The sequence below is a fragment of the Streptomyces sp. NPDC004667 genome (assembly GCF_040609475.1).
Lineage (GTDB): Bacteria > Actinomycetota > Actinomycetes > Streptomycetales > Streptomycetaceae > Streptomyces.
In genome coordinates this window covers 23,523-43,483 of sequence record NZ_JBEXKC010000036.1, presented here as the reverse complement: position 1 = coordinate 43,483, position 19,961 = coordinate 23,523, and the positions used below count along the sequence as shown (strand labels likewise).

General features: G+C 74.6%; 19 protein-coding genes. 11 read left to right on the top strand and 8 right to left on the bottom strand.

What is annotated here, in order from left to right:
* Positions 1 to 6: 6 nt before the first annotated feature.
* The 3 genes from ABZW32_RS20920 (at position 7) to fxsA (ending at position 3,455) form a co-directional block, all read left to right on the top strand.
* A complete protein-coding gene (locus ABZW32_RS20920) occupies positions 7 to 1,647 on the top strand; it encodes an amidohydrolase (protein ID WP_356217929.1) in 1,641 nt (546 codons plus the stop codon).
* A 338-nt stretch (positions 1,648 to 1,985) separates the two neighbouring features.
* Positions 1,986 to 2,753: a polyprenol monophosphomannose synthase gene (locus ABZW32_RS20915; protein WP_356217928.1), complete on the top strand. Its 768-nt coding sequence runs from the start codon at positions 1,986 to 1,988 to the stop codon at positions 2,751 to 2,753.
* Positions 2,754 to 2,852: 99 nt separating this feature from the next.
* Positions 2,853 to 3,455 carry an FxsA family membrane protein gene (fxsA, locus tag ABZW32_RS20910; RefSeq protein ID WP_356217927.1) on the top strand — a complete coding sequence of 201 codons (603 nt, stop codon included), beginning with the start codon at positions 2,853 to 2,855 and terminating at the stop codon, positions 3,453 to 3,455.
* A gap of 103 nt (positions 3,456 to 3,558) precedes the next feature.
* Here fxsA and ABZW32_RS20905 read toward each other — a convergent pair whose 3' ends face one another.
* The 3 genes from ABZW32_RS20905 to ABZW32_RS20895 all read right to left on the bottom strand — a co-directional run bounded on the left by ABZW32_RS20905 (position 3,559) and on the right by ABZW32_RS20895 (position 6,464).
* Positions 3,559 to 3,933, bottom strand: coding sequence for an RNA polymerase-binding protein RbpA (locus ABZW32_RS20905; protein WP_007262928.1), 375 nt, complete (start codon positions 3,931 to 3,933; stop codon positions 3,559 to 3,561).
* 323 nt (positions 3,934 to 4,256) lie between these two features.
* Entirely contained in the window at positions 4,257 to 5,627 is a 1,371-nt protein-coding gene (locus ABZW32_RS20900; RefSeq protein ID WP_356217926.1) for an MFS transporter, read from the bottom strand.
* Positions 5,628 to 5,693: 66 nt separating this feature from the next.
* Positions 5,694 to 6,464, bottom strand: coding sequence for a glycerophosphodiester phosphodiesterase family protein (locus ABZW32_RS20895; RefSeq protein ID WP_356217924.1), 771 nt, complete (start codon positions 6,462 to 6,464; stop codon positions 5,694 to 5,696).
* Positions 6,465 to 6,668: 204 nt separating this feature from the next.
* Here ABZW32_RS20895 and ABZW32_RS20890 point away from each other — a divergent pair, with 204 nt between their 5' ends.
* Positions 6,669 to 8,171: a PLP-dependent aminotransferase family protein gene (locus ABZW32_RS20890; protein ID WP_356217923.1), complete on the top strand. Its 1,503-nt coding sequence runs from the start codon at positions 6,669 to 6,671 to the stop codon at positions 8,169 to 8,171.
* Between the two features lie 27 nt (positions 8,172 to 8,198).
* Here the strand turns inward: ABZW32_RS20890 and ABZW32_RS20885 are convergent, their stop codons facing one another.
* Both ABZW32_RS20885 and ABZW32_RS20880 read right to left on the bottom strand, forming a co-directional pair.
* Positions 8,199 to 9,836: a hypothetical protein gene (locus ABZW32_RS20885; RefSeq protein ID WP_356217921.1), complete on the bottom strand. Its 1,638-nt coding sequence runs from the start codon at positions 9,834 to 9,836 to the stop codon at positions 8,199 to 8,201.
* Between the two features lie 50 nt (positions 9,837 to 9,886).
* Positions 9,887 to 10,081 carry a hypothetical protein gene (locus tag ABZW32_RS20880; RefSeq protein WP_007262923.1) on the bottom strand — a complete coding sequence of 65 codons (195 nt, stop codon included), beginning with the start codon at positions 10,079 to 10,081 and terminating at the stop codon, positions 9,887 to 9,889.
* Positions 10,082 to 10,410: 329 nt separating this feature from the next.
* Between ABZW32_RS20880 and ABZW32_RS20875 the strand changes: the two genes are divergently transcribed.
* The 4 genes from ABZW32_RS20875 (at position 10,411) to ABZW32_RS20860 (ending at position 14,890) form a co-directional block, all read left to right on the top strand.
* Positions 10,411 to 10,890 carry an ankyrin repeat domain-containing protein gene (locus ABZW32_RS20875; protein WP_356217919.1) on the top strand — a complete coding sequence of 160 codons (480 nt, stop codon included), beginning with the start codon at positions 10,411 to 10,413 and terminating at the stop codon, positions 10,888 to 10,890.
* 341 nt (positions 10,891 to 11,231) lie between these two features.
* Positions 11,232 to 12,629: a HEAT repeat domain-containing protein gene (locus tag ABZW32_RS20870; protein ID WP_356217918.1), complete on the top strand. Its 1,398-nt coding sequence runs from the start codon at positions 11,232 to 11,234 to the stop codon at positions 12,627 to 12,629.
* Between the two features lie 604 nt (positions 12,630 to 13,233).
* Positions 13,234 to 13,737, top strand: coding sequence for a DUF2867 domain-containing protein (locus ABZW32_RS20865; protein WP_356217916.1), 504 nt, complete (start codon positions 13,234 to 13,236; stop codon positions 13,735 to 13,737).
* 616 nt (positions 13,738 to 14,353) lie between these two features.
* Positions 14,354 to 14,890: a GNAT family N-acetyltransferase gene (locus ABZW32_RS20860; protein ID WP_356217914.1), complete on the top strand. Its 537-nt coding sequence runs from the start codon at positions 14,354 to 14,356 to the stop codon at positions 14,888 to 14,890.
* An 11-nt stretch (positions 14,891 to 14,901) separates the two neighbouring features.
* Here ABZW32_RS20860 and ABZW32_RS20855 read toward each other — a convergent pair whose 3' ends face one another.
* Genes ABZW32_RS20855 through ABZW32_RS20845 form a run of 3 tightly spaced genes read right to left on the bottom strand, consistent with a single transcriptional unit; the run spans position 14,902 to position 17,200 of the window.
* The gene (locus tag ABZW32_RS20855) at positions 14,902 to 15,801 is read right to left on the bottom strand and encodes a biotin-dependent carboxyltransferase family protein (RefSeq protein WP_356217912.1); all 900 of its coding nucleotides are present in this window, start codon (positions 15,799 to 15,801) and stop codon (positions 14,902 to 14,904) included.
* Entirely contained in the window at positions 15,798 to 16,415 is a 618-nt protein-coding gene (locus tag ABZW32_RS20850) for an allophanate hydrolase subunit 1 (RefSeq protein WP_356217910.1), read from the bottom strand. The genes ABZW32_RS20855 and ABZW32_RS20850 overlap by 4 nt, the downstream gene beginning before the upstream one ends.
* Positions 16,412 to 17,200 carry a 5-oxoprolinase subunit PxpA gene (locus ABZW32_RS20845; RefSeq protein WP_356217908.1) on the bottom strand — a complete coding sequence of 263 codons (789 nt, stop codon included), beginning with the start codon at positions 17,198 to 17,200 and terminating at the stop codon, positions 16,412 to 16,414. Before ABZW32_RS20845 ends, ABZW32_RS20850 begins: the two co-directional genes overlap by 4 nt.
* A 63-nt stretch (positions 17,201 to 17,263) precedes the next feature.
* Here ABZW32_RS20845 and ABZW32_RS20840 point away from each other — a divergent pair, with 63 nt between their 5' ends.
* From ABZW32_RS20840 to ABZW32_RS20830, 3 genes are read left to right on the top strand one after another with little or no spacing between them, the layout of a single operon-like run.
* A complete protein-coding gene (locus tag ABZW32_RS20840) occupies positions 17,264 to 18,814 on the top strand; it encodes a hypothetical protein (protein ID WP_356217906.1) in 1,551 nt (516 codons plus the stop codon).
* A complete protein-coding gene (locus tag ABZW32_RS20835) occupies positions 18,811 to 19,035 on the top strand; it encodes a hypothetical protein (protein ID WP_356217905.1) in 225 nt (74 codons plus the stop codon). The genes ABZW32_RS20840 and ABZW32_RS20835 overlap by 4 nt, the downstream gene beginning before the upstream one ends.
* Entirely contained in the window at positions 19,032 to 19,952 is a 921-nt protein-coding gene (locus ABZW32_RS20830) for a hypothetical protein (RefSeq protein WP_356217903.1), read from the top strand. The genes ABZW32_RS20835 and ABZW32_RS20830 overlap by 4 nt, the downstream gene beginning before the upstream one ends.
* Positions 19,953 to 19,961: the final 9 nt, after the last annotated feature.

Sequence of the window (19,961 nt, the reverse complement as noted above, 5' to 3'; positions counted from 1 at the left end):
GGGCCCATGACCGACCGCACCGCCCGCTCCGCCGACGCCGCCGGAGCCCCCGAGGCCGCCCCCGCCCGTACCGTCCTGCTGCGCGGGGGAGAGGTGCACAGCCCCGCCGACCCCTTCGCCACCGCGATGGTCGTCGAACGCGGGCACGTCGCCTGGGTCGGCTCCGAAGGGGCCGCCGACGCCTTCGCGCGGGGCGTGGACGAGGTCGTCGACCTCGACGGGGCGCTCGTCACCCCGGCCTTCACCGACGCCCACGTCCACACCACCTCCGCCGGCCTCGCCCTCACCGGCCTGGACCTGACCGGGGCCCGCTCCCTGTCCGAGGCGCTGGGACTGGTCCGCGCGTACGCCGCCCGCCGTCCCGCCGACCGGGTGCTCCTGGGCCACGGCTGGGACGCGGCCCGCTGGCCCGAGCGGCGGGCCCCGCGCCGGGCCGAACTGGACGAGGCCGCCGGGGGGCGGCCGCTCTACCTCAGCCGCGTCGACGTCCACTCCGCCGTGGTCACCACCGCCCTCCTGGACCTCGTCCCCGCCGTCCGCGCGCGCGGCGACGAGCCCCTCACCCGGGACGACCACCACGCCGTGCGGCGGGCCGCCCTCGCCGCCGTCACCCCGGCCCAGCGCGCCGAGGCCCAGCGGGCCGCACTGGACCGGGCCGCCTCCCTCGGCATCGGCTCGGTGCACGAGTGCGGCGGGCCGGACATCTCCTCCGCCGAGGACTTCACCGCCCTGCTCGACCTGGCCGGGCAGCGCCCCGGACCGCGCGTCTTCGGCTACTGGGCCGACCGGGACCTCGGCCGCGCCCGGGAACTCGGCGCGGTCGGCGCCGCGGGCGACCTCTTCGTGGACGGCGCGCTCGGCTCGCACACCGCCTGCCTGCACGCCCCGTACGCCGACGCGCCCCACACCGGGACCGGGTACCTGGACGCGCGGGCCGTCGCCGAGCACGTGGCCGGCTGCACCGAGGCGGGGCTCCAGGCCGGGTTCCACGCCATCGGGGACGCCGCCGTCTCCGCCGTCGTCGAAGGGGTCCGGGCCGCCGCCGGGAAGGTCGGCCTCGAACGGGTCCGGGCCGCCCGGCACCGCGTCGAGCACGCCGAGATGATGACCGCGGACACCATCGCCGCCTTCGCGGAGCTGGGCCTGACCGCCTCCGTGCAGCCCGCCTTCGACGCCGCCTGGGGCGGGGACGAGGGGATGTACGCGGACCGGCTCGGCGTCGAGCGCGCCCGTACCCTCAACCCGTACGCCGCCATGCTCAAGGCCGGGGTCGCACTGGCCTTCGGCTCCGACGCGCCCGTCACCCCGCTCGACCCCTGGGGCACGGTCCGCGCGGCCGCCTTCCACCGCACCCCCGGGCACCGGATCTCCGTACGGGCGGCCTTCGCCGCCCACACCAGGGGCGGCTGGCGGGCGCTGGGCCGGGACGACGCGGGCACCCTGGTACCCGGCGCCCCCGCCGACTACGCCGTCTGGCAGACCGGGGAACTGGTGGTCCAGGCCCCCGACGACCGGGTCGCCCGCTGGTCCACCGACCCGCGCTCCGGCACGCCCGGACTGCCCGATCTGAGCCCCGGCCGCGAGCTGCCGGTGTGCCTGGCGACGGTGGTCGGCGGCCGGGAGGTATTCGTACGGCCACAGGGGTGATCCCCCCGGCCTCGGCTCGGTACGGGCGGCCGGACCCGGATAGGTTCGGCCGGGTCCACCACAGGACGTCCGGGCCGGCCGGATCCGGCTCACCGCACCCGCGCCTCGGGGGCGAGGGAAGGTTTCGCCGGACGGCGGTCCCGTACTCCGAGGGAGCTCGGGAGAGGGTGGTCCCGGATCGGGGCCCGGCGCTCCAGTAGACAACGGTCACGGCGGCCCGCAGCCAGCGGGAGCCGGTCCGGCCCGAAGGACCGCCGGCCCCGATCGCTGTTCTAAAATCGTCCTGCTGTGACGGGACGGACGAGGCCGACCGGTCGAGGAACACGCAAGGGGACCCAGTGAGCGACGGCGGACAGCGGACCTACGGACCGCTCGGCACCACGCTGGTGATCATTCCGACGTACAACGAGGCCGAGAACATCGGCCTGATCGTCGGCCGGGTGCGCGCCGCCGTGCCCGAGGCGCACATCCTCGTCGCCGACGACAACAGCCCCGACGGCACGGGCAAGCTCGCCGACGAGCTGGCCTCCGCCGACGACCACGTGCACGTCCTGCACCGCAAGGGCAAGGAAGGCCTCGGCGCCGCCTACCTCGCGGGCTTCGCCTGGGGCCTGGAGCACGGCTACGGGGTCCTCGTCGAGATGGACGCCGACGGCTCCCACCGGCCCGAGGAGCTGCCCCGCCTGCTCACCGCCCTGACCGGTGCCGACCTCGTGCTCGGCTCCCGCTGGGTGCCCGGCGGCCGGGTCGTGAACTGGCCCAAGAGCCGCGAGTTCCTCTCCCGCGGCGGCTCCACCTACTCCCGCCTGATGCTGGGCGTCCCGATCCGCGACGTCACCGGCGGCTACCGCGCCTTCCGCCGCGAGACCCTGGAGGGGCTGGGCCTGGACGAGGTGGCCTCGGCCGGGTACTGCTTCCAGGTCGACCTGGCCCGCCGGGCCGTCCGCAAGGGCTTCCGCGTGGTGGAGGTGCCCATCACCTTCGTGGAGCGCGAGCTCGGCGACAGCAAGATGAGCAAGGACATCGTGGTCGAGGCCCTGTGGCGGGTCACCCAGTGGGGCGTCCGGGAACGCGCCGCCAGGCTCACCGGCAAGCGCCCCGTCTGACCGCCCGGCACCGACGCGCCGGCACCGGGGGACCCCTAGGGGATGTCCGGTACCTCCGACTGAGGCCGCTTTTAACCCGGACCGGGCACACTGGACGGTATGACGACCGGCACTGGTTCTTTGAGGACCGGCACATCTACGGCCCCTCGACGGCGCTCACCCGCCCGCACCTTCGTTCCCCTGGCGGTCGCCGCCTGGCTCATCCTGGAGATCTGGCTGCTCGGCCTGGTCGCGGGAGCGGCCGGCGGAGTGACCGTCGCCGCGTTGCTCGCGGGCGGGCTGGTGCTCGGCGTGGTGGTCATCAAGCGCGCCGGGCGGCGGGCCTTCAAGAACCTCACCCAGACCTTCCAGCAGGCCCAGGCGCAGGCGATGGCCGGCGAGGTGCCGACCCCGCAGACGCCCAAGGGGTCGGGCAACGGCCTGATGATGCTGGCCGGGCTGCTCCTGATCGTGCCCGGCCTGCTCTCCGACGTGGCCGGCCTGCTCCTGCTGCTGCCGCCCGTACGCACCTTCGTGGCCCGCAGGGCCGGGCGCAGCCTGGAGCGCAGGATGGCCTCGGCCGCCCCCGGCGGCTTCGGCGACGCCTTCACGCAGGCCCGGATCCACTACCCCGACGGCAAGGTCGTCCAGGGCGAGGTCATCCGGGAGGACCGGCCCTCGGGCGGCCCGGACACCGACCGGCGTCCGCCGCTCACCCCGTGAGGGGGAGTGACCGAGAACACGCGGCACGCGACGACGACAAGCCGAGGGGCCCCGCCACTGATGTGGCGGGGCCCCTCGGCCTATCGCGTGTTCCAGTCCCCGGCTAGGCGGACTTGCGGCTGTCCCGCGGATGCACGGCAATGTTCATGGCGCCGGAACGCAGGACCGCCAGCCTTTCGGCCAGCACTTCCTCCAGCTCCTCGCGGGTGCGTCGCTCCATGAGCATGTCCCAGTGCGTTCGCGCAGGCTTGCCCTTCTTCTCTTCGGGCCCGTCCCCGTCCACCAGGAGTGCCATGGCGCCGCACGCCTTGCACTCCCACTCCGGCGGAATTTCTGCCTCAACCGAGAACGGCATCTCAAATCGATGTCCGTTCTGGCATGCGTACTCCACCGCCTGGCGCGGGGCCAGATCGATGCCGCGGTCCGTCTCGTAGCTGGTAACCACGAGCCGCGTACCGCGGAGAGCTCGCTCACTCATGAATCGTGCCTCCCGGGCTTGTCGCCCACAGGACAGGTGTCGCTGTCGTCGTCATCCGGTCAACGTCCGGTCGGCGGTATAGATTCCCGCTCCGGGTCATGCGTCGCCCGTCGTGCCGCCCCTTGTTGTACCCACCAATGCCCGTTTTGTCACATCTGGCAGCAGATGTCACCCAACGTCCACGCTTTGCGCGTGCGCAGTAACGGTCCGCCTGGCAGGCCAAAGGCGTACACTACCGGCCCTTTGCTTCAACGTCGAAATTCGTTCGGAATTCGTTCGTGGGTCCGGGGCCCTCCGGGGCCGGATCCGGCCCCGGAGCACGCTCAGACGCGCAGGGGAACAGGATTCCCCGCCGCCGCCACCGCGCGCCGCACCGGCACCCGCGCGAGGAGCACGAAACCCAGTGCGAAGAAGACCACCAACGAGACGATCGCGTTCCGGTAGCTGCCGGTGAGCTGGTACGTCAGGCCGAAGACCAGGGGCCCCACCCAGCTCAGCCCGCGGTCGCTCATCTCGTAGGCGGAGAAGTACTCGGCCTCCTTGCCCGCCGGCACCAGGTGCGAGAACAGCGAGCGCGACAGCGCCTGGCTGCCGCCCAGCACCAGCCCGATCATCGCGGCCAGGGCGAAGAACCACACGGGCGTCCGGGCGGGGAGGAAGTATCCCGCCGCGAGCGTGAGGGCCCACGCGGCCAGCGAACCCAGGATCGTCCGCTTCGCCCCGTACGAGACGGCCAGCCGGCCCATCGCCAGCGCGCCGGCCACCGCCAGCACCTGGACCAGCAGCACCGCCACGATCAGCGTGGACTGCTCCAGCTCCAGCTCCTCCGAGCCGTACACCGAGGCCTGGGAGATCACGGTCTGCACGCCGTCGTTGTAGATCAGGTACGCCAGCAGGAAGGACAGCGTCAGCGGATAGCGCCGCATGTCCTTCAGGGTCGTCACCAGCTGCTTCCACCCGCTGACCGCCGGACCCGCGCCCGCCTCCCGCACCACCGTCCGGTCCCGCAGCCGGCGCAGCGGGATCACCGCGAAGGCACCCCACCACAGCCCCGCGGACGCCAGGCAGATCCGCACCGCCGCGCCCTCGGAGAGCCCGAAGGAGTCGTGGCCCTGGAACAGCACCAGGTTCAGCACCAGCACCAGCGCGCCCGAGGTGTACCCGAAGGCCCAGCCGCGCGAGGAGACGGTGTCCCGCTCGTCCGGGGTGGAGATCTGCGGCAGGTAGGCGTTGTAGAGCACCATCGACAGCGAGAGCGAGGCGTTCGCCACGACCAGCAGCAGCCCGCCCAGCAGGTAGCGGTCGCCGCCGAGGAAGAACATCCCGGCCGTCGCCGTGGCCCCCGTGTACGCGGCCGCCGCCAGCAACGGCTTCTTGCGCCCCGTCCGGTCCGCCACGGCCCCGACCAGCGGCATGATCAGCACCGCCACGATCACCGAGGCCGACACGGCGTAGGCGAAGTAGGCGCCGGCCCGGACGGGGATCCCCAGCGGGTGGACGTAGCCCTCGGCGTCCGCCGCGGCCTTGGCCACGGCGGTCAGGTACGGGCCGAGGAACACCGTGATCACGCTCGTCGAGTACACCGAGCAGGCGAAGTCGTAGAAGTACCAGCCGTGCTGTTCCCGCCGGCGCGCGGCGGCGGCTTTGCCGTCGTCCTCGCCGGATTCCGCTTCTGTTTCCGTCCGCTCGGTCATGAGCGCCCCCTCGCTGGTCCCCGAACGCCCCGGCCGCCGCACCGGGCGCGGCGGCCCGCGGGCCCGTCAGGCCCAGGCCCCGCGCCGGTCCAGCACCGTGCGCAAGATGTCGATCCGGTCGGTCATGATGCCATCGACACCCAGGTCCAGCAGAGACTCCATGCGTTCCGGTTCGTTCACGGTCCAGACGTGCACCTGGAGTCCCCGTTCGTGCGCGGTCCGTACGAAGCGCCGGTCGACCACCCGGATGCCCGCCTGCGTCTCGGGCACCTGCGCCGCCACCGCGCCCACGCGCAGGGCCGCCGGGATCGCGAAGGAGCGCAGCCGCAGCCCCACCACCCCGCGCACCCCGTACGAGGTCGCGAGCCGCGGTCCGGCGATCTTCTGCGCCCGGGCCACCCGGCTCTCCGAGAACGACCCCACGCACACCCGGTCCCAGACGCCGGCCCGCGCGATCAGGTTCACCAGCGGGTGCAGGGCCGACTCGTCCTTGATGTCGACGTTCCAGCGGGCCTCGGGGAACTCCTCCAGCAGCTCCTCGAACAGCGGCAGCGGCTCGGTCCCCGCGACCCGCGCCTCGCGCACCCGGCTCCAGGACAGCTCGCGGATCCGGCCCTGCCCGTCGGTGACCCGGTCCAGGGTCGCGTCGTGGAAGGCCACGAGCTTCCCGTCCGCCGTCGCGTGCACATCGGTCTCGAAGTACCGGTACCCGGCGGCGGCCGCCCGGCGGAAGGCGGCGGAGGTGTTCTCCAGCCCGTCCGCCGCCCCGCCCCGGTGGGCGAAGGGGATCGGAGCGGGATGGTCCAGATACGGATGGCGAAGGCGTACGTGAGTCACGGGCGCAGTATGCCCGCTGTGCTCCCCGGGACGGCAGCGGACGCGTGGCCACAGGGTGAACGGGCCCGCCCCGGGGAGCCGGTCCCGCCACCCCCTCTGGCCCGGACGGACCCCGCCGTGACACTCTGGGGCCGCGGAACCAATCCAATACCGGCCCCGGATCCCGCCCGCCGAGGCCAATTCGATGAAGGTGGACCGGACGCCATGGCTCAGTGGACCTCAGCGGTCGGTGCCGCACAGCTCGCCCGTCTCATCACCTCGCAGCAGGACCGCCCCGGCGCGCCCGGCGCCCGCAAGTCACCCGCCTACCGCACCCTGGCAGACGGCATCCGGCTGCTCGTCCTCGAAGGCCGGGTCCCCGTGGCCGCCCGGCTGCCCGCCGAACGCGAACTGGCCGTCGCCCTGTCCCTCAGCCGCACCACCGTCGCCGCCGCCTACGAGGCCCTGCGCGGGGAGGGCTTCCTGGAATCCCGCCGCGGCGCCGGCAGCTGGACCTCCGTACCGGCCGGGAACCCGCTCCCCGCCCGGGGCCTGGAACCGCTCCCGCCCGAATCCCTCGGCTCGATGATCGACCTCGGCTGCGCGGCCCTCCCGGCCCCCGAACCCTGGCTCACCAAGGCCGTCCAGGGCGCCCTGGAGGAACTCCCGCCCTACGCCCACACCCACGGCGACTACCCGGCCGGACTCCCCGCGCTGCGCCGGATGCTCGCCGACCGCTACACCGAACGCGGCATCCCGACCATGCCCGAGCAGATCATGGTCACCACCGGGGCGATGGGCGCCATCGACGCCATCTGCAGCCTCTTCGCGGGCCGGGGCGAGCGGATCGCCGTCGAATCCCCCTCCTATGCCAACATCCTCCAGCTCATGCGCGCCGCCGGGGTGCGCCTGGTCCCCGTGGCCATGGCGGACGGCCTGAGCGGCTGGGACATGGACGTCTGGCGGCAGGTGCTGCGCGACGCCGCCCCGCGCCTGGCCTACGTCGTCGCCGACTTCCACAACCCCACCGGCGCGCTGGCCTCCGAGGACCAGCGCCGGGCCATGGTCGAGGCCGCCCGCTCCGCCGGCACCGTGCTCATCGCCGACGAGACGATGGCGGAACTCCGGCTGGACCCGGACCTGGAGATGCCGCGCCCGGTCTGCTCCTTCGACCCCGCCGGCTCCACCGTGATCACCGTCGGCTCCGCCAGCAAGGCCTTCTGGGCCGGGATGCGGATCGGCTGGGTCCGCGCGGCCCCGGACGTGATCCGCAGCCTCGTGGCCGCGCGCGCCTACGCCGACCTCGGCACGCCGGTGCTGGAACAGCTCGCCGTGAACTGGCTGATGCGGACCGGCGGCTGGGAGGAGGCCGTCGGGATCCGCCGGGAGCAGGCCCGGGACAACCGGGACGCGCTCGTCGCCGCGGTCCGCCGGGAGCTGCCGGAGTGGGAGTTCGAGGTACCGCGCGGCGGGCTGACCCTGTGGGCCCGCGCCGGCGGCCTGTCCGGCTCCCGGCTGGCCGAGGTGGGGGAGCGGGTCGGGGTCCGCGTCCCCTCCGGCCCCCGGTTCGGCGTGGACGGGGCCTTCGAGGGGTACGTACGGCTGCCGTTCACCGTGGGCGGCCCGGTGGCCGAGGAGGCCGCCGCCCGGCTCGCCGCGGCGGCCCGGCTGGTCGGCACCGGAGCGGGCGGCGGCGGCGCGGAGCCCCCGCGCACGTTCGTCGCGTAGCGGGGGCGGGACCGGGGCGGTGCGGGCCTACGGGGCCTCCACCGCCACCTCCGGGATCTCCGCGGCGTCGATCGAGGGACCCGGCGCCTGCGCGGGGGGCTGGAGCCGCAGCGCCTTGGACAGGGTCGTGGGCTCCTCCCCGCCGCCCGCACCCGGCGCCTGCCGTTCGGGGAGCAGCTCCAGGACCGCCTGACGGTGGCCCGGGTGCGTGCCGTCGTCGTACGGGTCCGGCGTCGCGGGCACCTGGAGCCGGTGCACCGGCCCCGTACCGAGCCGGGCGTACCCGCGGCCCGGCGGCGGCTGCGCCGGCGGGGTCGTGTGCGGGGGCAGCCCGAGGACGTCGGTGATCTGCTGGACGGAGGCCGGCCCGAGGACCACGCGGGCCCGGGTGTGCTGCCAGACGGCGTCGTTCAGCAGTTCCAGCTGGTCGAACTGCTCGGCCACCACCACCGTGACGTGCGCGGCGCGCCCGTGCCGCAGCGGCACTTGGAGCTGCGCCAGGGGATCGGGGTGGCCCTGGGCGGAGGCCAGGTGTCCGAGCACGCTCGGCCGGTCCAGCAGGATCCACAGCGGGCGCCGGGTGTCCTCGGGGGCGGGCCGGCCCGCCTCGTGGGCCCGGTGGGTGGCGATCAGACGGCGTTCGGTCTCGTGCGCGGCCCACTCGACCGTGGCCAGCGCCCCGCTCGGCCCGCACTCGACGGCCCGTACGCCCGCGCGGCCGGACAGGCAGGAGTACTCGCCGCTGCCGCCGCCCTCGACGATCATGACGTCGCCGCCGTGGCGCAGGGCCTGGAGGGCGATCGAGCGCAGCAGGCTGGAGGTGCCGCTGCCGGGCTGGCCGACGGCCAGCAGGTGCGGCTCGGTGGAGCGGGGGCCGGTGCGCCAGACCACGGGCGGCTCGTCGCGGGGTTCGTCGTCCTCGATCACGGGCAGGGTGCGCCGGACCCCCGCCGGGTCGGTGAAGCCGAGGACGGTCTCGCCCGGGGAGGTCACGAAGGGCTGGGCCGCGATACCGGTGGGCAGTGCGGCCAGTACGCGCAGGTCGAGCTGGTTGCCCTCCTCGTCCCAGTCGAAGCGGTACTCCCGCCCGCGCCCGGACTTGGCGTGCAGCAGGGCCTCGATCCGGGCCCGGGAGGCGGCCTCGCCGTCGGTGAAGTAGGCGGGGTAGCGGATGCGGAGCCGGGTGACCCGGCCGGCCTCGTCGAAGGCGTGGTCGCCGAAGGCCCCGTCCCAGCTCCCGCCGTGGGTGAAGAGCGGATTCGGGTCCTCGGGGATGGAGAAGTACGGCACGAGGGCCTCGTAGAGGGATCCGAGCCGTTCGGTCTCGGCGTCACTGGGCCCGGTCTTCACCGGGGTGCGGTCGCGTCCCTGCCAGGCCGCCGCCGCCATGAGGGAGATCAGGGCGGCGAGGGGGCCGTAGGGGAGGAGCGCGACCACGAGGACGCAGGCGGCTCCCAGGAAGAACGCGGGACCACGCTTGTCCTTGGGGGTCGCGGTCCACTTCCGCCGCCCGGCCGCGGCCAGGATGCGCAGACCGCGCCCGATGGTGAGGAGCGGATGGAGGACGTCCGTGGCGCTGTCGGCGGCCGTGCGAGCGAAGTCGCGGCCCCGGGCGAGCGACACGGTGCCGCTGCTGAGGATTCGGGGGAGTGGGCGCCGTGCCACGGTCGTCTCCTGGAGTTGTGGTGGTGCGGGACGGTGCGGGTCGGGGCGGTCTAGAGCTTGATCCCGCCGAGCAGGCTCGCGAGGCTCGCCGTGCTCGCCGTGATGCTGGGGGCGATGGCGGAGCCGGCGAGGAAGAAGCCGAAGAGCGCGCAGACGAACGCGTGCGTCAGCTTCATCCCGTCCTTCTTGAAGAAGAGGAAGCAGATGATGCCGAGCAGGACGACACCTGAGATGGACAAGACCATGAGACGTTCTCCTGGTGGGTGGGGACGGTCACCATCAGTTCTTCCAGGCTCACAGGAAGTATCAATGCGACAAAAGGTGCATACGGGTGAATCTTTAGCTTTTTCACCGGCCCGGCCCACCCTGACTGGCGCGTCCGCCTCGCAGGGTGTGCGCACGCCGCCGACCGGCATCCTTGCCTCGGACCGGCCCCCTCATGTCCCTCACCGGGCGCTACCCTGACGATTCACCCGTACGGACGCAGTGCCGTGCACCCCACGGCCCGCCCGGCCTGGGGAAACTCTTGCCGAAGCGGCGAGCGACGAGTAGCGAGTGAAAGGCGGCACGAGTGATGAGCAGGACCGACGAGAACGCGGACCACGCGGCCAATGCGGACCACGCGGCCGGCACGGCCAACGCGGCGCAGGCGTCCGACGCCGCGGCCGGCGTTCCCGACGCGGACGTCATCGAGCTGGCCACCAAGATCTTCGACCTCGCCCGCCAGGGCGAGACCGAGACGCTGACCGCCTACCTCGACGCCGGCGTCCCCGCGAACCTCACCAACGACCGCGGCGACACCCTCGTGATGCTCGCCGCCTACCACGGCCACGCCGATGCCGTCACCGTCCTGCTGGCCCGCGGCGCCGAGGCGGACCGCGCCAACGACCGCGGCCAGACCCCGCTCGCCGGAGCGGTCTTCAAGGGCGAGGAGGCGGTCATCCGCGCGCTCCTCGCCGGCGGGGCCGATCCGAACGCCGGAACCCCCTCCGCCGTGGACACCGCCCGCATGTTCGCCAAGGCCGACCTGCTGGAACTCTTCGGAGCCCGGTAATCCGGTTTTTCCCGGGCCACGCCCGGCCCGGACCCGGCCGAGACCTCACGGCTTGGTCACGGCGGCCTTAAATGTGGTCGCGGCACACAAACCGCCTGGGTCATCATGGCGTCGGATTCGATTCGCGGACATGACGGACGGGCAGGAGCGGGCTGGACACGACGGGTGTCCACACCCACCCCTGCCGAACCGGCCGCCAGGGTCGCGAAGCACCGACGAGAGTGAGAAGGCAATGGTCTACATCGAGCGGAACATGACGGCGGACGTCCTCACATGCTGTTACGCGGCTCTGTGAATCCCGATTCCCGGTTGCGTCCCCAGCTTGATTTGAGGCCATTCCCATGTTCGAACCAGTCATAGCGCCAAGCGGCACCCTGCTCGGGCTCCTCCAGCGGGGCCGCGGCGACGGCACGCTGCACGCGCTCGCGGCGCCCCGGTCGGAGGCCCTCGCGGCCCTGGACGAGTGCGTGCTCCGCGACCCGCGCCAGGACTGGCAGGTCGAGAACCGCTCCCTGTACTACGCCCGCCTGTACCTGGACCTCGACGGCCCCCTCGGCACGATCGAGGCCCACCTCTTCAGCCCCGACGACCTCGTCGACGAAGAGGACCACCGCACGGGCCTCGCCCTGTCCGTCCTCGGCCACCTGGCCTCCTACGGCCGCGACGACGCGATCGCGCTGCTGCGCCGCTACGCCGCCTGCGGCGCCAACTGGGCGTGGGCCCTGGACGAGCTCGCCCTGCGCGACGACGACGAGGGGCTGCGCTCCCTCGCCGACGCCGTCCTCGCCCGGTTCCCCTCCACCCCCGAGGGCGACGCCCGGCTCGCCACCGCCGTCCGCGACGCCTACGAGCCCCGCCCGTGGTGCCTGTGGGAGGAGTCCCCGCTGTACGGGGAGCGCCTGCGCGCCGCCCGCCAGCAGGGCTCCTTCGACCGCTGGCAGCGCCAGCTGACCCCGAGCGGACCCCGCCCCGGCTGGGGCGTGCAGGCCGTCTTCGACTGGGCCGCCGACGGCCTGCGCCGCGGTACGCCGTTGCACGTGCCCGCCGCGCGCTGCCTCGCCGCCGTGGCCGCGCCCGAAGACCGCCCCGCCATCCTCGCGGCCGCCGCCGGAGCCGACGGCGAGGCCGCCCGCGCCACCGCACTGCACCACCTGGTCCTCGCCGAACCGGAGAACCCGGCCGTCCTGGACCTCATCGAAGCCGCCGGGGACGAGCCCGCCGTGGCCGCCTACGAGCGCATGTGCGGCCCCGCGGCCCTCGACCGGGCCCGGCTCTGGGTGCACCGGCCCGACGCCCTGGGAGCGGCCGCCGCGGCCCTCCTGGCCGCCCGCGGCGGAGCCGACGACGCCGGCCTGGTCCTCGGAGCCCTGCGCTCCACCGTCCGGGGCTCGGGCCCCGACACCGTCCGCCTGTTCGCCCTCGTCGACGGCGCCGGCCGGCTCTCCATCGGCTGCGCGGCCCCGGTGCTGCGGCACGTCTACCGGGAGACGTCCTCCTCCCACCTGCGCGGGCGCGCCGCCCGCGCCCTGGCCAGCACGGACCCGTCCTTCGGGGCCGGCTTCGCCGTCGAGTGCCTCTGGGACTGCGAGGAGACCACCCGCGAGGTGGCCGCCCGCCACGCGGAGACGGCCGACGCCCGCGTCGCCCCCCGCCTCCGCCGCCTCGCCGCGGACCCGGCGGAGGAAGAGGACGTCCAGTCGGCGGTCCGCAGCCGCATCGCGCCGGAGTCGGCGGTGTAGGGCTGGTACGGGTCGGGGCCGGAGTCGGGGTCGGTGGTGGGCGGTGCTCCCCCGGCCGGGATCGGGAGGGGCTGGGGGCTTCCCGCCAGTCCACTGTCCTTCCGTGCCGGGCCGGCCTGTCAAGGGCGCTCCCTGCGGTCGCGTCGCTTCGCGATGGCCTTCGGCCACCCTTGACAGACCGTCCCGTCCCGGAATGCCAAAGACTGTCGGGAAGCCCCCAGGGAAACGGCCGGGAGGGAAGCGAAGGCAGGAGGGTTCATCAGGGATGTGCGAGCCGTCCCGCCTGGGTGGACCCGAGATGCGGGCCCATTTGCATGTGATTCCGGGCCGGTGGCCGCCAGACCACACCGAACGACGACCAGATCGTCCAACCACTCCCTCCCGAGCCCTGGCGCACCGGATCGCTACGCGCTTCCCTCGGCTTGGCGTCCGGCCGCCGTCCTGGGCCGATACCTGCACGGAAGGACGGTCGGATGGGCCTGGAGGCATGACGGGCGCGTGGGATCGCTACGCGCTTCGCACGGCTTGGCGTCCGGCGGCCGTCATGGGTCGGACACCGGGCCCGGGGGCGGCGGGTCGGGGGACGTGTGAGCTAATGGGGCTCATGGCCAAGGCAGTTCGCAGGAACGTGCTCCCCGTGGTGCAGGCGGCAGGTGCGAGTCTGGGGTCGTACGACCACGTCGACGCGGTGGCCGTCGACCTTCCGCCGGGCACGAACGCCGAAGGGTTCACCCGGTTGCTCCTGTCGAAGCGTCCACGGTGGGCGGGCCGGCTGATGGCCGTACGCGACAGGCTGGTGGCCCCCTTCGGCCTGCGGGTGCAGGAGCGTACGGCGGCACGGGACACCCGCATCGAGCCGGGCGTCAGGCGGGGACCCTTCACGGTCCTGGAGGTCCACGAGGACGAGATCCTCTGCGGCGACGACGACAAGCACCTGGCCTTCCGTGCCTCTTTCGCGGTCCGCCCCAAGGCCGAAGGACCGGGCCTGGAGGGCGTCTGCACCACGGTCGTCCGTTTCAACCGGCCGGTCGGCCGCCTCTACTTCAGGCTCATCGAGCCCTTCCACCACCTCATCGTCGCCTCCATGCTCGCCCGCGCCGCTTCCTGACCACACGCGTGCCGAGGGCAGCGCCTGCCCCCCCAGACCCATCCGATCGTCCTTCCGTGCAGGTATCGGCCCCAGACGGCGGCCGGACGCCAAGCCGTGCGAAGCGCGTAGCGATCCGATGCGTCCGTCATGCCTCCAGGCCCATTCGATCGTCTTCCTGTGCGGGTACCAGCCCCAGACGACGGCCGGACGCCAAGCCGTGCGAAGCGCGTAGCGATCCGATGCGTCTGCCGTCCCGATGTTGTGGCTGGACGGTCTGATCGCCGTTTCGTGAGGTCTGGTTCGGCCCGGGCTTGGGGCCGAGGCGCTTATCGGCCGGATTGGAGGATGGGCGGGAAAGGGCTCGCACATCTCTGAGCCGCCCGCCCCTCGCCCATGAACCCGTGGACCGTTCTTTTGGGGGTTTCCCGACAGTCTTTGGCATTCCGTGGCGGGACGGGCTGTCAAGGGTGGCCGAAGGCCATCGCGAAGCGACGCGACGAAGGAGCGCCCTTGACGGCCCGGCCCGACACGGAAGGACAGTGAGACTGACGGGAAACCCCCATACCCTCCCTGATCCGGACCAGGTCGAGTCCCGCCGCCCCCCGACCCCGACCACCCCCGCTACGTTGGCGGGATGTACGAGTTGAAGACCGAGCGTCTGGTGCTGCGCGGGTGGCGGGAGGCCGACCTCGGGCCCTGGGCGGCGATGAACGCCGATCCGGAGGTCCGCAGGTACTTCTCCAGGGTGCTCACGCCCGAGCAGAGCGCGGCGTCCGCCGCCCGCTTCCAGGCCGGCCTGGAAGAGCGGGGCTGGGGCTGGTGGGCCGTCGAGGTCGTGGCCACCGGTGAGTTCATCGGGCTCACCGGGCTGGACCCCGTCGACGAGGGCATGCCCTTCACCGGCGTGGAGGCCGGCTGGCGGCTGGCACGCTCCGCCTGGGGGCAGGGGTACGCCACCGAAGCCGCCCTGGCCGCCGTGTCCTTCGGGCTGGACACCCTCGCCCTGCCGGAGGTCCTCGCGGTGACGACGGCCACCAACCTCCCCTCACAGGCGGTGATGCGGCGCATCGGGATGACCTACGACCCCGCCGGGGACTTCGACGACCCCGAGGAGCCCGAGGGCCCGCTGCGCCGCAACGTGCTCTACCGGCTGGCCCGCACCACCCGTTAGCCCCTCACCCCTCACCCCTCGGCCACGAACCCCACCCCCACGAACCGCACCCCCACCCCCGGACGGGCCTGGGCCGCCGCGTCCAGGGCCGGGCCCTCCGGGACCACGCCGACCACCGGGTAGCCCCCGGTCACCGGGTGGTCGGCCAGGAACACCACCGGCAGGCCGTCCGGGGGCACCTGCACCGCGCCCAGCACCATCCCCTCGCTCGGCAGCTCCCCGCCCCGGGCGCGGGTGAGCGGCGGGCCCGCCTCGGTGCGCAGCCCGATGCGGTTGGACGCCCCCGACACCCGGTAGCGCGCCGTCAGCAGCCGGGCCAGCGAAGCCCCCGTGAACCAGTCGGCGCGCGGCCCCGGCCGCAGCGGGAGCACCAGCTCGCCCGGGACCCCGGGGGCCCCGGGCGCGGCCGGCACCCGCAGGGTGTCCGTCCCGGACACCGGGTCGGGCCCCGGGGGTCCCACCGGCAGCACCGTCCCGGCCGTCAGGACCGGCGGGCCCAGCCCCGAGAGCAGGTCCGTCGCGCGGCTGCCCAGCACCGGCGGGACGGCGAACCCGCCCCGCACCGCGACGTAGCCGCGCAGCCCGGACTCCGCCCGGCCCACGTCCAGCTCCGCCCCCGCCCGCAGCCGGACCGGCGCACCCCAGGCCGCCGGGCGCCCGCAGACCCGTACCGCGCAGGGAGCCCCGGTCACGGCCACCGTGACCGGGGACAGGGCGCGCAGCGTGACCCCGTCGAAGGTGGTCTCCAGCGTCGCGGCACCGGCCGGGTTGCCCAGCAACCGGTTGGCCAGGGCGTGCGCGGCGGTGTCCAGGGCGCCCGAGCGGGGTACGCCCAGGTGGGCGTACCCGGGGCGGCCCAGGTCCTGGAGGGTGGTCAGGGCCCCCGCCCGCAGCACCAGCAGCTCCGTCATGTCCCCGCCTCGGTGAACCGCACCCGTACCCCGGGCGCGAACAGCGCCGCGGGCTCCCGCGCCGGGTCCCACAGCACCGCGTCGGTGGACCCGATCAGCTGCCAGCCGCCGGGGGAGGAGCGCGGGTAGACCCCCGCGTACTCCCCGGCCAGCGCGAGCGAGCCCGCCGGGACGGCCGTACGGGGCGTGGCGCGCCGGGGCAGCCACAGCCGTTCCGGCAGCCCCGTCAGGTAGCCGAAGCCGGGTGCGAACCCGCAGAAGGCCACCCGGAAGACGGTGGCGCCGACCAGCCCCGCGACCTCCTCCCGCGCCACGCCCCACGCCGCGGCCACCTCCGCGAGGTCCGCGCCGTCGTACCGTACGGGGACGGTGACCAGTGGCCCTTCGGTCTCCGCGAGCGGCGGCACCTCCCAGCCCGCGATCCGGGCCGCCAGCGCGGCCGGCCGCCGTACGCCGTCCAGGAGCACGGTCCGGGCGGCCGGCACCACCTCCCGTACGCCCTCCAGCTCGCCCGCGTCCCGGCGGCGCAGCAGTTCGGCGTGGAGCGCGGCGACCTCGTCCGCCGAGTCCACCTCGACCAGCAGGGCCCGCGCCCCCACCACCAGGGCCCTCACGCGAAGGCCTCGACCCGCACCCCGGCCGCGCCCAGCGCGTCCCGGACCCGCCGGGCCAGCTCCGCCGCCCCCGGGGTGTCCCCGTGCACGCACAGCGAACGGGCGGCCACGGCGATCCGGCTCCCGTCGGCGGCGGTCACGGAGCCCCCGGCGGCCATTCCCACCGCCCGCGCGACCACCGCGTCCGGGTCGTGGACCACCGCCCCCGGCTCGCCGCGCGGGACCAGCGTCCCGCCGGGCGCGTACGCCCGGTCGGCGAAGGCCTCCGCCACGGGCTCCAGCCCGGCCTCGGCGGCGGCGGCGAGGAGCCGCGACCCGGGCAGGCCCAGCACCGGCAGCCCGGCCTCCCCGGCGGCGAGCCGGACCCCGGCGACGACCGCGCCCGCCTGGGCCGCGTCGTGCACGGTCCGGTTGTAGAGGGCGCCGTGCGGTTTCACGTACGACACCCGGGACCCGGCGGCGCGGGCGAACACCTCCAGGGCCCCGATCTGGTAGGCGACCTCGTCCGCCAGCTCCCCGGGCGGCACGTCCATCGACCGCCGTCCGAAGCCCGCCAGATCGCGGTACGAGACCTGCGCGCCGATGCGTACGCCGCGTTCGGCGGCCAGCTCGCAGACCCGGCGCATGATCGAGGGATCGCCGGCGTGGAAGCCGCAGGCCACGTTGGCGCTCGTGACCACGGACAGCAGGGCCGCGTCGTCGGTCAGCGTCCACCGTCCGAAACCCTCGCCCAGGTCGGCGTTGAGGTCGATCGGGGCCGTGGGAGATGTGATCATGGGAGCCATGCGGCGAGCGTAGAACAGGGCGCGCGCGTCCCTCCACGACGGCGGGGACGATCCGGCCGAACCATGCCGTTTGGGATGTTGTCCGTGACACCGCCTAGTCTTTCCGTCGTGACTCTCCCTGCCCCGGCGAAGACCCTCGCGTCCCCGGCGCCGGGCCCCGCAGCCGACGAGGGCCTGGCCCGTCGGCTGCGCGCCCTCGCCTGCACCGCCCCGCTGCACGACCTCGACGTCCGCAAGGCCAATCTGGCCGGCGAGTACGGGGTCTACGCCATGGCGGAGGTGGCGCTGTCGGCGATCGACCTGGTCACGCTCAACATGGACTTCGACACCGGGGCCGACCACGAGCAGATAGTGGCCCGCCTGCTGCCGCGCGTCGCCGCCCAGGCCCCCGCGCGCCCGGCGGCCGAGCACGAGCGCGTCGCGCGCTGGGTGCTGGAGAACCTGATCAACGTGGGCAGCGTGGACCGCGGCTTCCGCGCGATCTACGGCACCTTCGGCCCCGACGGCGTGTACGTCCGGCGCGACTACGACTTCAAGCTGATCGAGGAGGTCCCGGGCTACGGCGGCGCGGTGTACCTGCGCACCACCGACGAGGCCGTCAACGTCCTCGTCGGCGCGCTCGACACGGACGTCACCAGCGCGCAGATCGCCGCCGAGGTCAAGCTGGAGGTGCTGATCAGCCGCGGCCGGCTCGCGGACGCGCAGCTCGCCGCCGAGCAGGCCCGCTACCGCACCGTCCAGTACGCCGAGACGCTGCGCCGCACCCTCGACGCGACGCGGCGCAACGTCCGCGCCGTGGACTGGCTCCAGGCCGTCCCGGACATGATCGCCGAGGCCCTCGACCACGTAGCCGACCGCTACCGGCACGAGAACGCGATCCTCACCAACATCCGCAAGGCGCGCGACGAGGCGGAGGACCCCGACAACAAGCGGCGCGCGGCCGAGCTCGTCGACATCGTCAAGGACTGCATCCGCCGGCACACCCAGCTCCAGTCCCGGCTGCTCGACGCCGGCCCGCTCTTCCGCGCCGAACAGGACCGCCAGGCCTTCGCCGCGCCCGCCCCGCGCTCCGGCATCGACCTCTACGGCCAGCTCGTGGCCCCCCTGCTGCCGCTGCCGCTGGAGCACGCCACCCGGGTCACCGACGCCTTCTTCGCCGCGGGCACCGGACTGCGCACCCCCGTCTCGGTCCGGGTCGCCGACCTGGTGGAGATCCTGCTGACCCCGCCCGTGGAGCGGGAGCACCTCGGCGTGGAGATGCCGGAGCCCGACCTGATCGCCACCCCCGACGACAGCCGCTTCAGCGAGGAGCAGCTCGCCCGCGCGACCGGGCTGCTGGACCTCCCGCACGACGCCCCGCGCCGGCTGTCCGGGCTGCTCGCCGAGGCCCGGCGCGAGGACCCGGACCTGCCCTACCTGGTGGCCCTGCTGGCCGTCCACGCCGCGAGCCCGGCGGTGGGCACGGCGTACCGCCAGGGCGAGGAGCGGATGCTGTTCGCCGTGGACGACGGCACCGAGCTCGACGACCCGGAGTTCGGCGGTGCGGACCTCATCGTCGGCACGGCCCTCCTGGACGCCGCCGGCATGGCGGCCGACCGTGCGGAGGCATCGTGACCCCGCCCCGCCCGCGCCCCGGCGGCGCGGGAACCGGGACGCGCCGGCCCGCGCCGGAGCCCGGCCCCCGTACCGCCCCGACGGCGTCCGCCGCCGGGCCCGGCCGCCCCGGAGCCGTCCCGCACCGCCGCCGCGCGCTGCCGCGGACAGGCCGCCGTCCCCGGGCCGCCACCCCCACCGCACAGCCCCCGCACCGCACCGCCGAGGAGACGTACCAGTGAGCGACCACCACGCCGAGCGCCCCGCGTGGAGCGAGCCGCACCCCGCGTGGAGCGAGTCCGAGGCGCCGTCGGCTCCCGTCGCGCCCGCCGCCGGATCCGTCACGCCCGCCGACGCCGCCGACGCGGCCCGCCTCGTCGCCTTCGGACTCCAGCCCCGGCTGCTGCCCGCCCGCGACGCGGAGTACGCCGAGCTGCTGCGCCGCTACCGCGAGGAGCCCGCCTTCGGGCGGCTCGCCGACGCCGTCGCCACCGGCCTCGGCCTCGTCGTCCTGGAGGTGTCCCCCCGCGCCGGGATGGCCGTCGCCGCCGCCGAGGACTCCGTCTTCGCCGTCCGCATGGGCGACTACGCCCGCCGCACCGCCGCCGACGGCGGCGACCGCTTCCTGCACGGCCTCGCCCACCTCGCCGTCGCCGCCCTCGCCTTCCCCCGCCCCGAGGACCTCGCCGACAACGGCTACATCGGCCGCGTCACCGTCAACGGCGTCGACGCCTTCGTCCGCCAGACCTGCCGCCGCCTGGAGGAGCGCGCCGAGCAGCTCGGCGAGAACACCGACCCCGCCTCCGACGCCCCCGGCCTGGAGGCCGCCTGGCGGGTCTACGCCCGCCGCAGCGCCACCGGAGCCACCAAGGACGCCCGCCGCCTCGCCGGCTCCACCACCGGCATCGTCGGCAAGGCCGCCGCCTTCCTCACCGAGTCCGGGTTCCTCCAGCGCACCGGCGACGAGGCGGGCGGCACCTACCGCACCACCCCCCGCTACCAGCTCCAGGTCCGCGACATGGCGGGCAGCGCGGCCATGGCCGAACTCCTGGAACTGGGCGTGGTCCCCGTCAGCGACGGCTCCGCCACCCTCCTGCCGCCGCCCGAGGGCGACGACCTGGAACTCGCCGCCGACGCGGGCCTGCCCTTCCACGCCTGAGCCCGCACC

Coding starts and splice junctions, on each gene's coding strand:
- ABZW32_RS20920 (WP_356217929.1), top strand. CDS start 7: ATGACCGACCGCACCGCCCGCTCCGCCGACGCCGCCGGAGCCCCCGAG.
- fxsA (WP_356217927.1), top strand. CDS start 2,853: ATGACGACCGGCACTGGTTCTTTGAGGACCGGCACATCTACGGCCCCT.
- ABZW32_RS20905 (WP_007262928.1), bottom strand. CDS start 3,933: ATGAGTGAGCGAGCTCTCCGCGGTACGCGGCTCGTGGTTACCAGCTAC.
- ABZW32_RS20900 (WP_356217926.1), bottom strand. CDS start 5,627: ATGACCGAGCGGACGGAAACAGAAGCGGAATCCGGCGAGGACGACGGC.
- ABZW32_RS20890 (WP_356217923.1), top strand. CDS start 6,669: ATGGCTCAGTGGACCTCAGCGGTCGGTGCCGCACAGCTCGCCCGTCTC.
- ABZW32_RS20880 (WP_007262923.1), bottom strand. CDS start 10,081: ATGGTCTTGTCCATCTCAGGTGTCGTCCTGCTCGGCATCATCTGCTTC.
- ABZW32_RS20875 (WP_356217919.1), top strand. CDS start 10,411: ATGAGCAGGACCGACGAGAACGCGGACCACGCGGCCAATGCGGACCAC.
- ABZW32_RS20870 (WP_356217918.1), top strand. CDS start 11,232: ATGTTCGAACCAGTCATAGCGCCAAGCGGCACCCTGCTCGGGCTCCTC.
- ABZW32_RS20865 (WP_356217916.1), top strand. CDS start 13,234: ATGGCCAAGGCAGTTCGCAGGAACGTGCTCCCCGTGGTGCAGGCGGCA.
- ABZW32_RS20860 (WP_356217914.1), top strand. CDS start 14,354: ATGTACGAGTTGAAGACCGAGCGTCTGGTGCTGCGCGGGTGGCGGGAG.
- ABZW32_RS20855 (WP_356217912.1), bottom strand. CDS start 15,801: ATGACGGAGCTGCTGGTGCTGCGGGCGGGGGCCCTGACCACCCTCCAG.
- ABZW32_RS20845 (WP_356217908.1), bottom strand. CDS start 17,200: ATGGCTCCCATGATCACATCTCCCACGGCCCCGATCGACCTCAACGCC.
- ABZW32_RS20840 (WP_356217906.1), top strand. CDS start 17,264: ATGCCGTTTGGGATGTTGTCCGTGACACCGCCTAGTCTTTCCGTCGTG.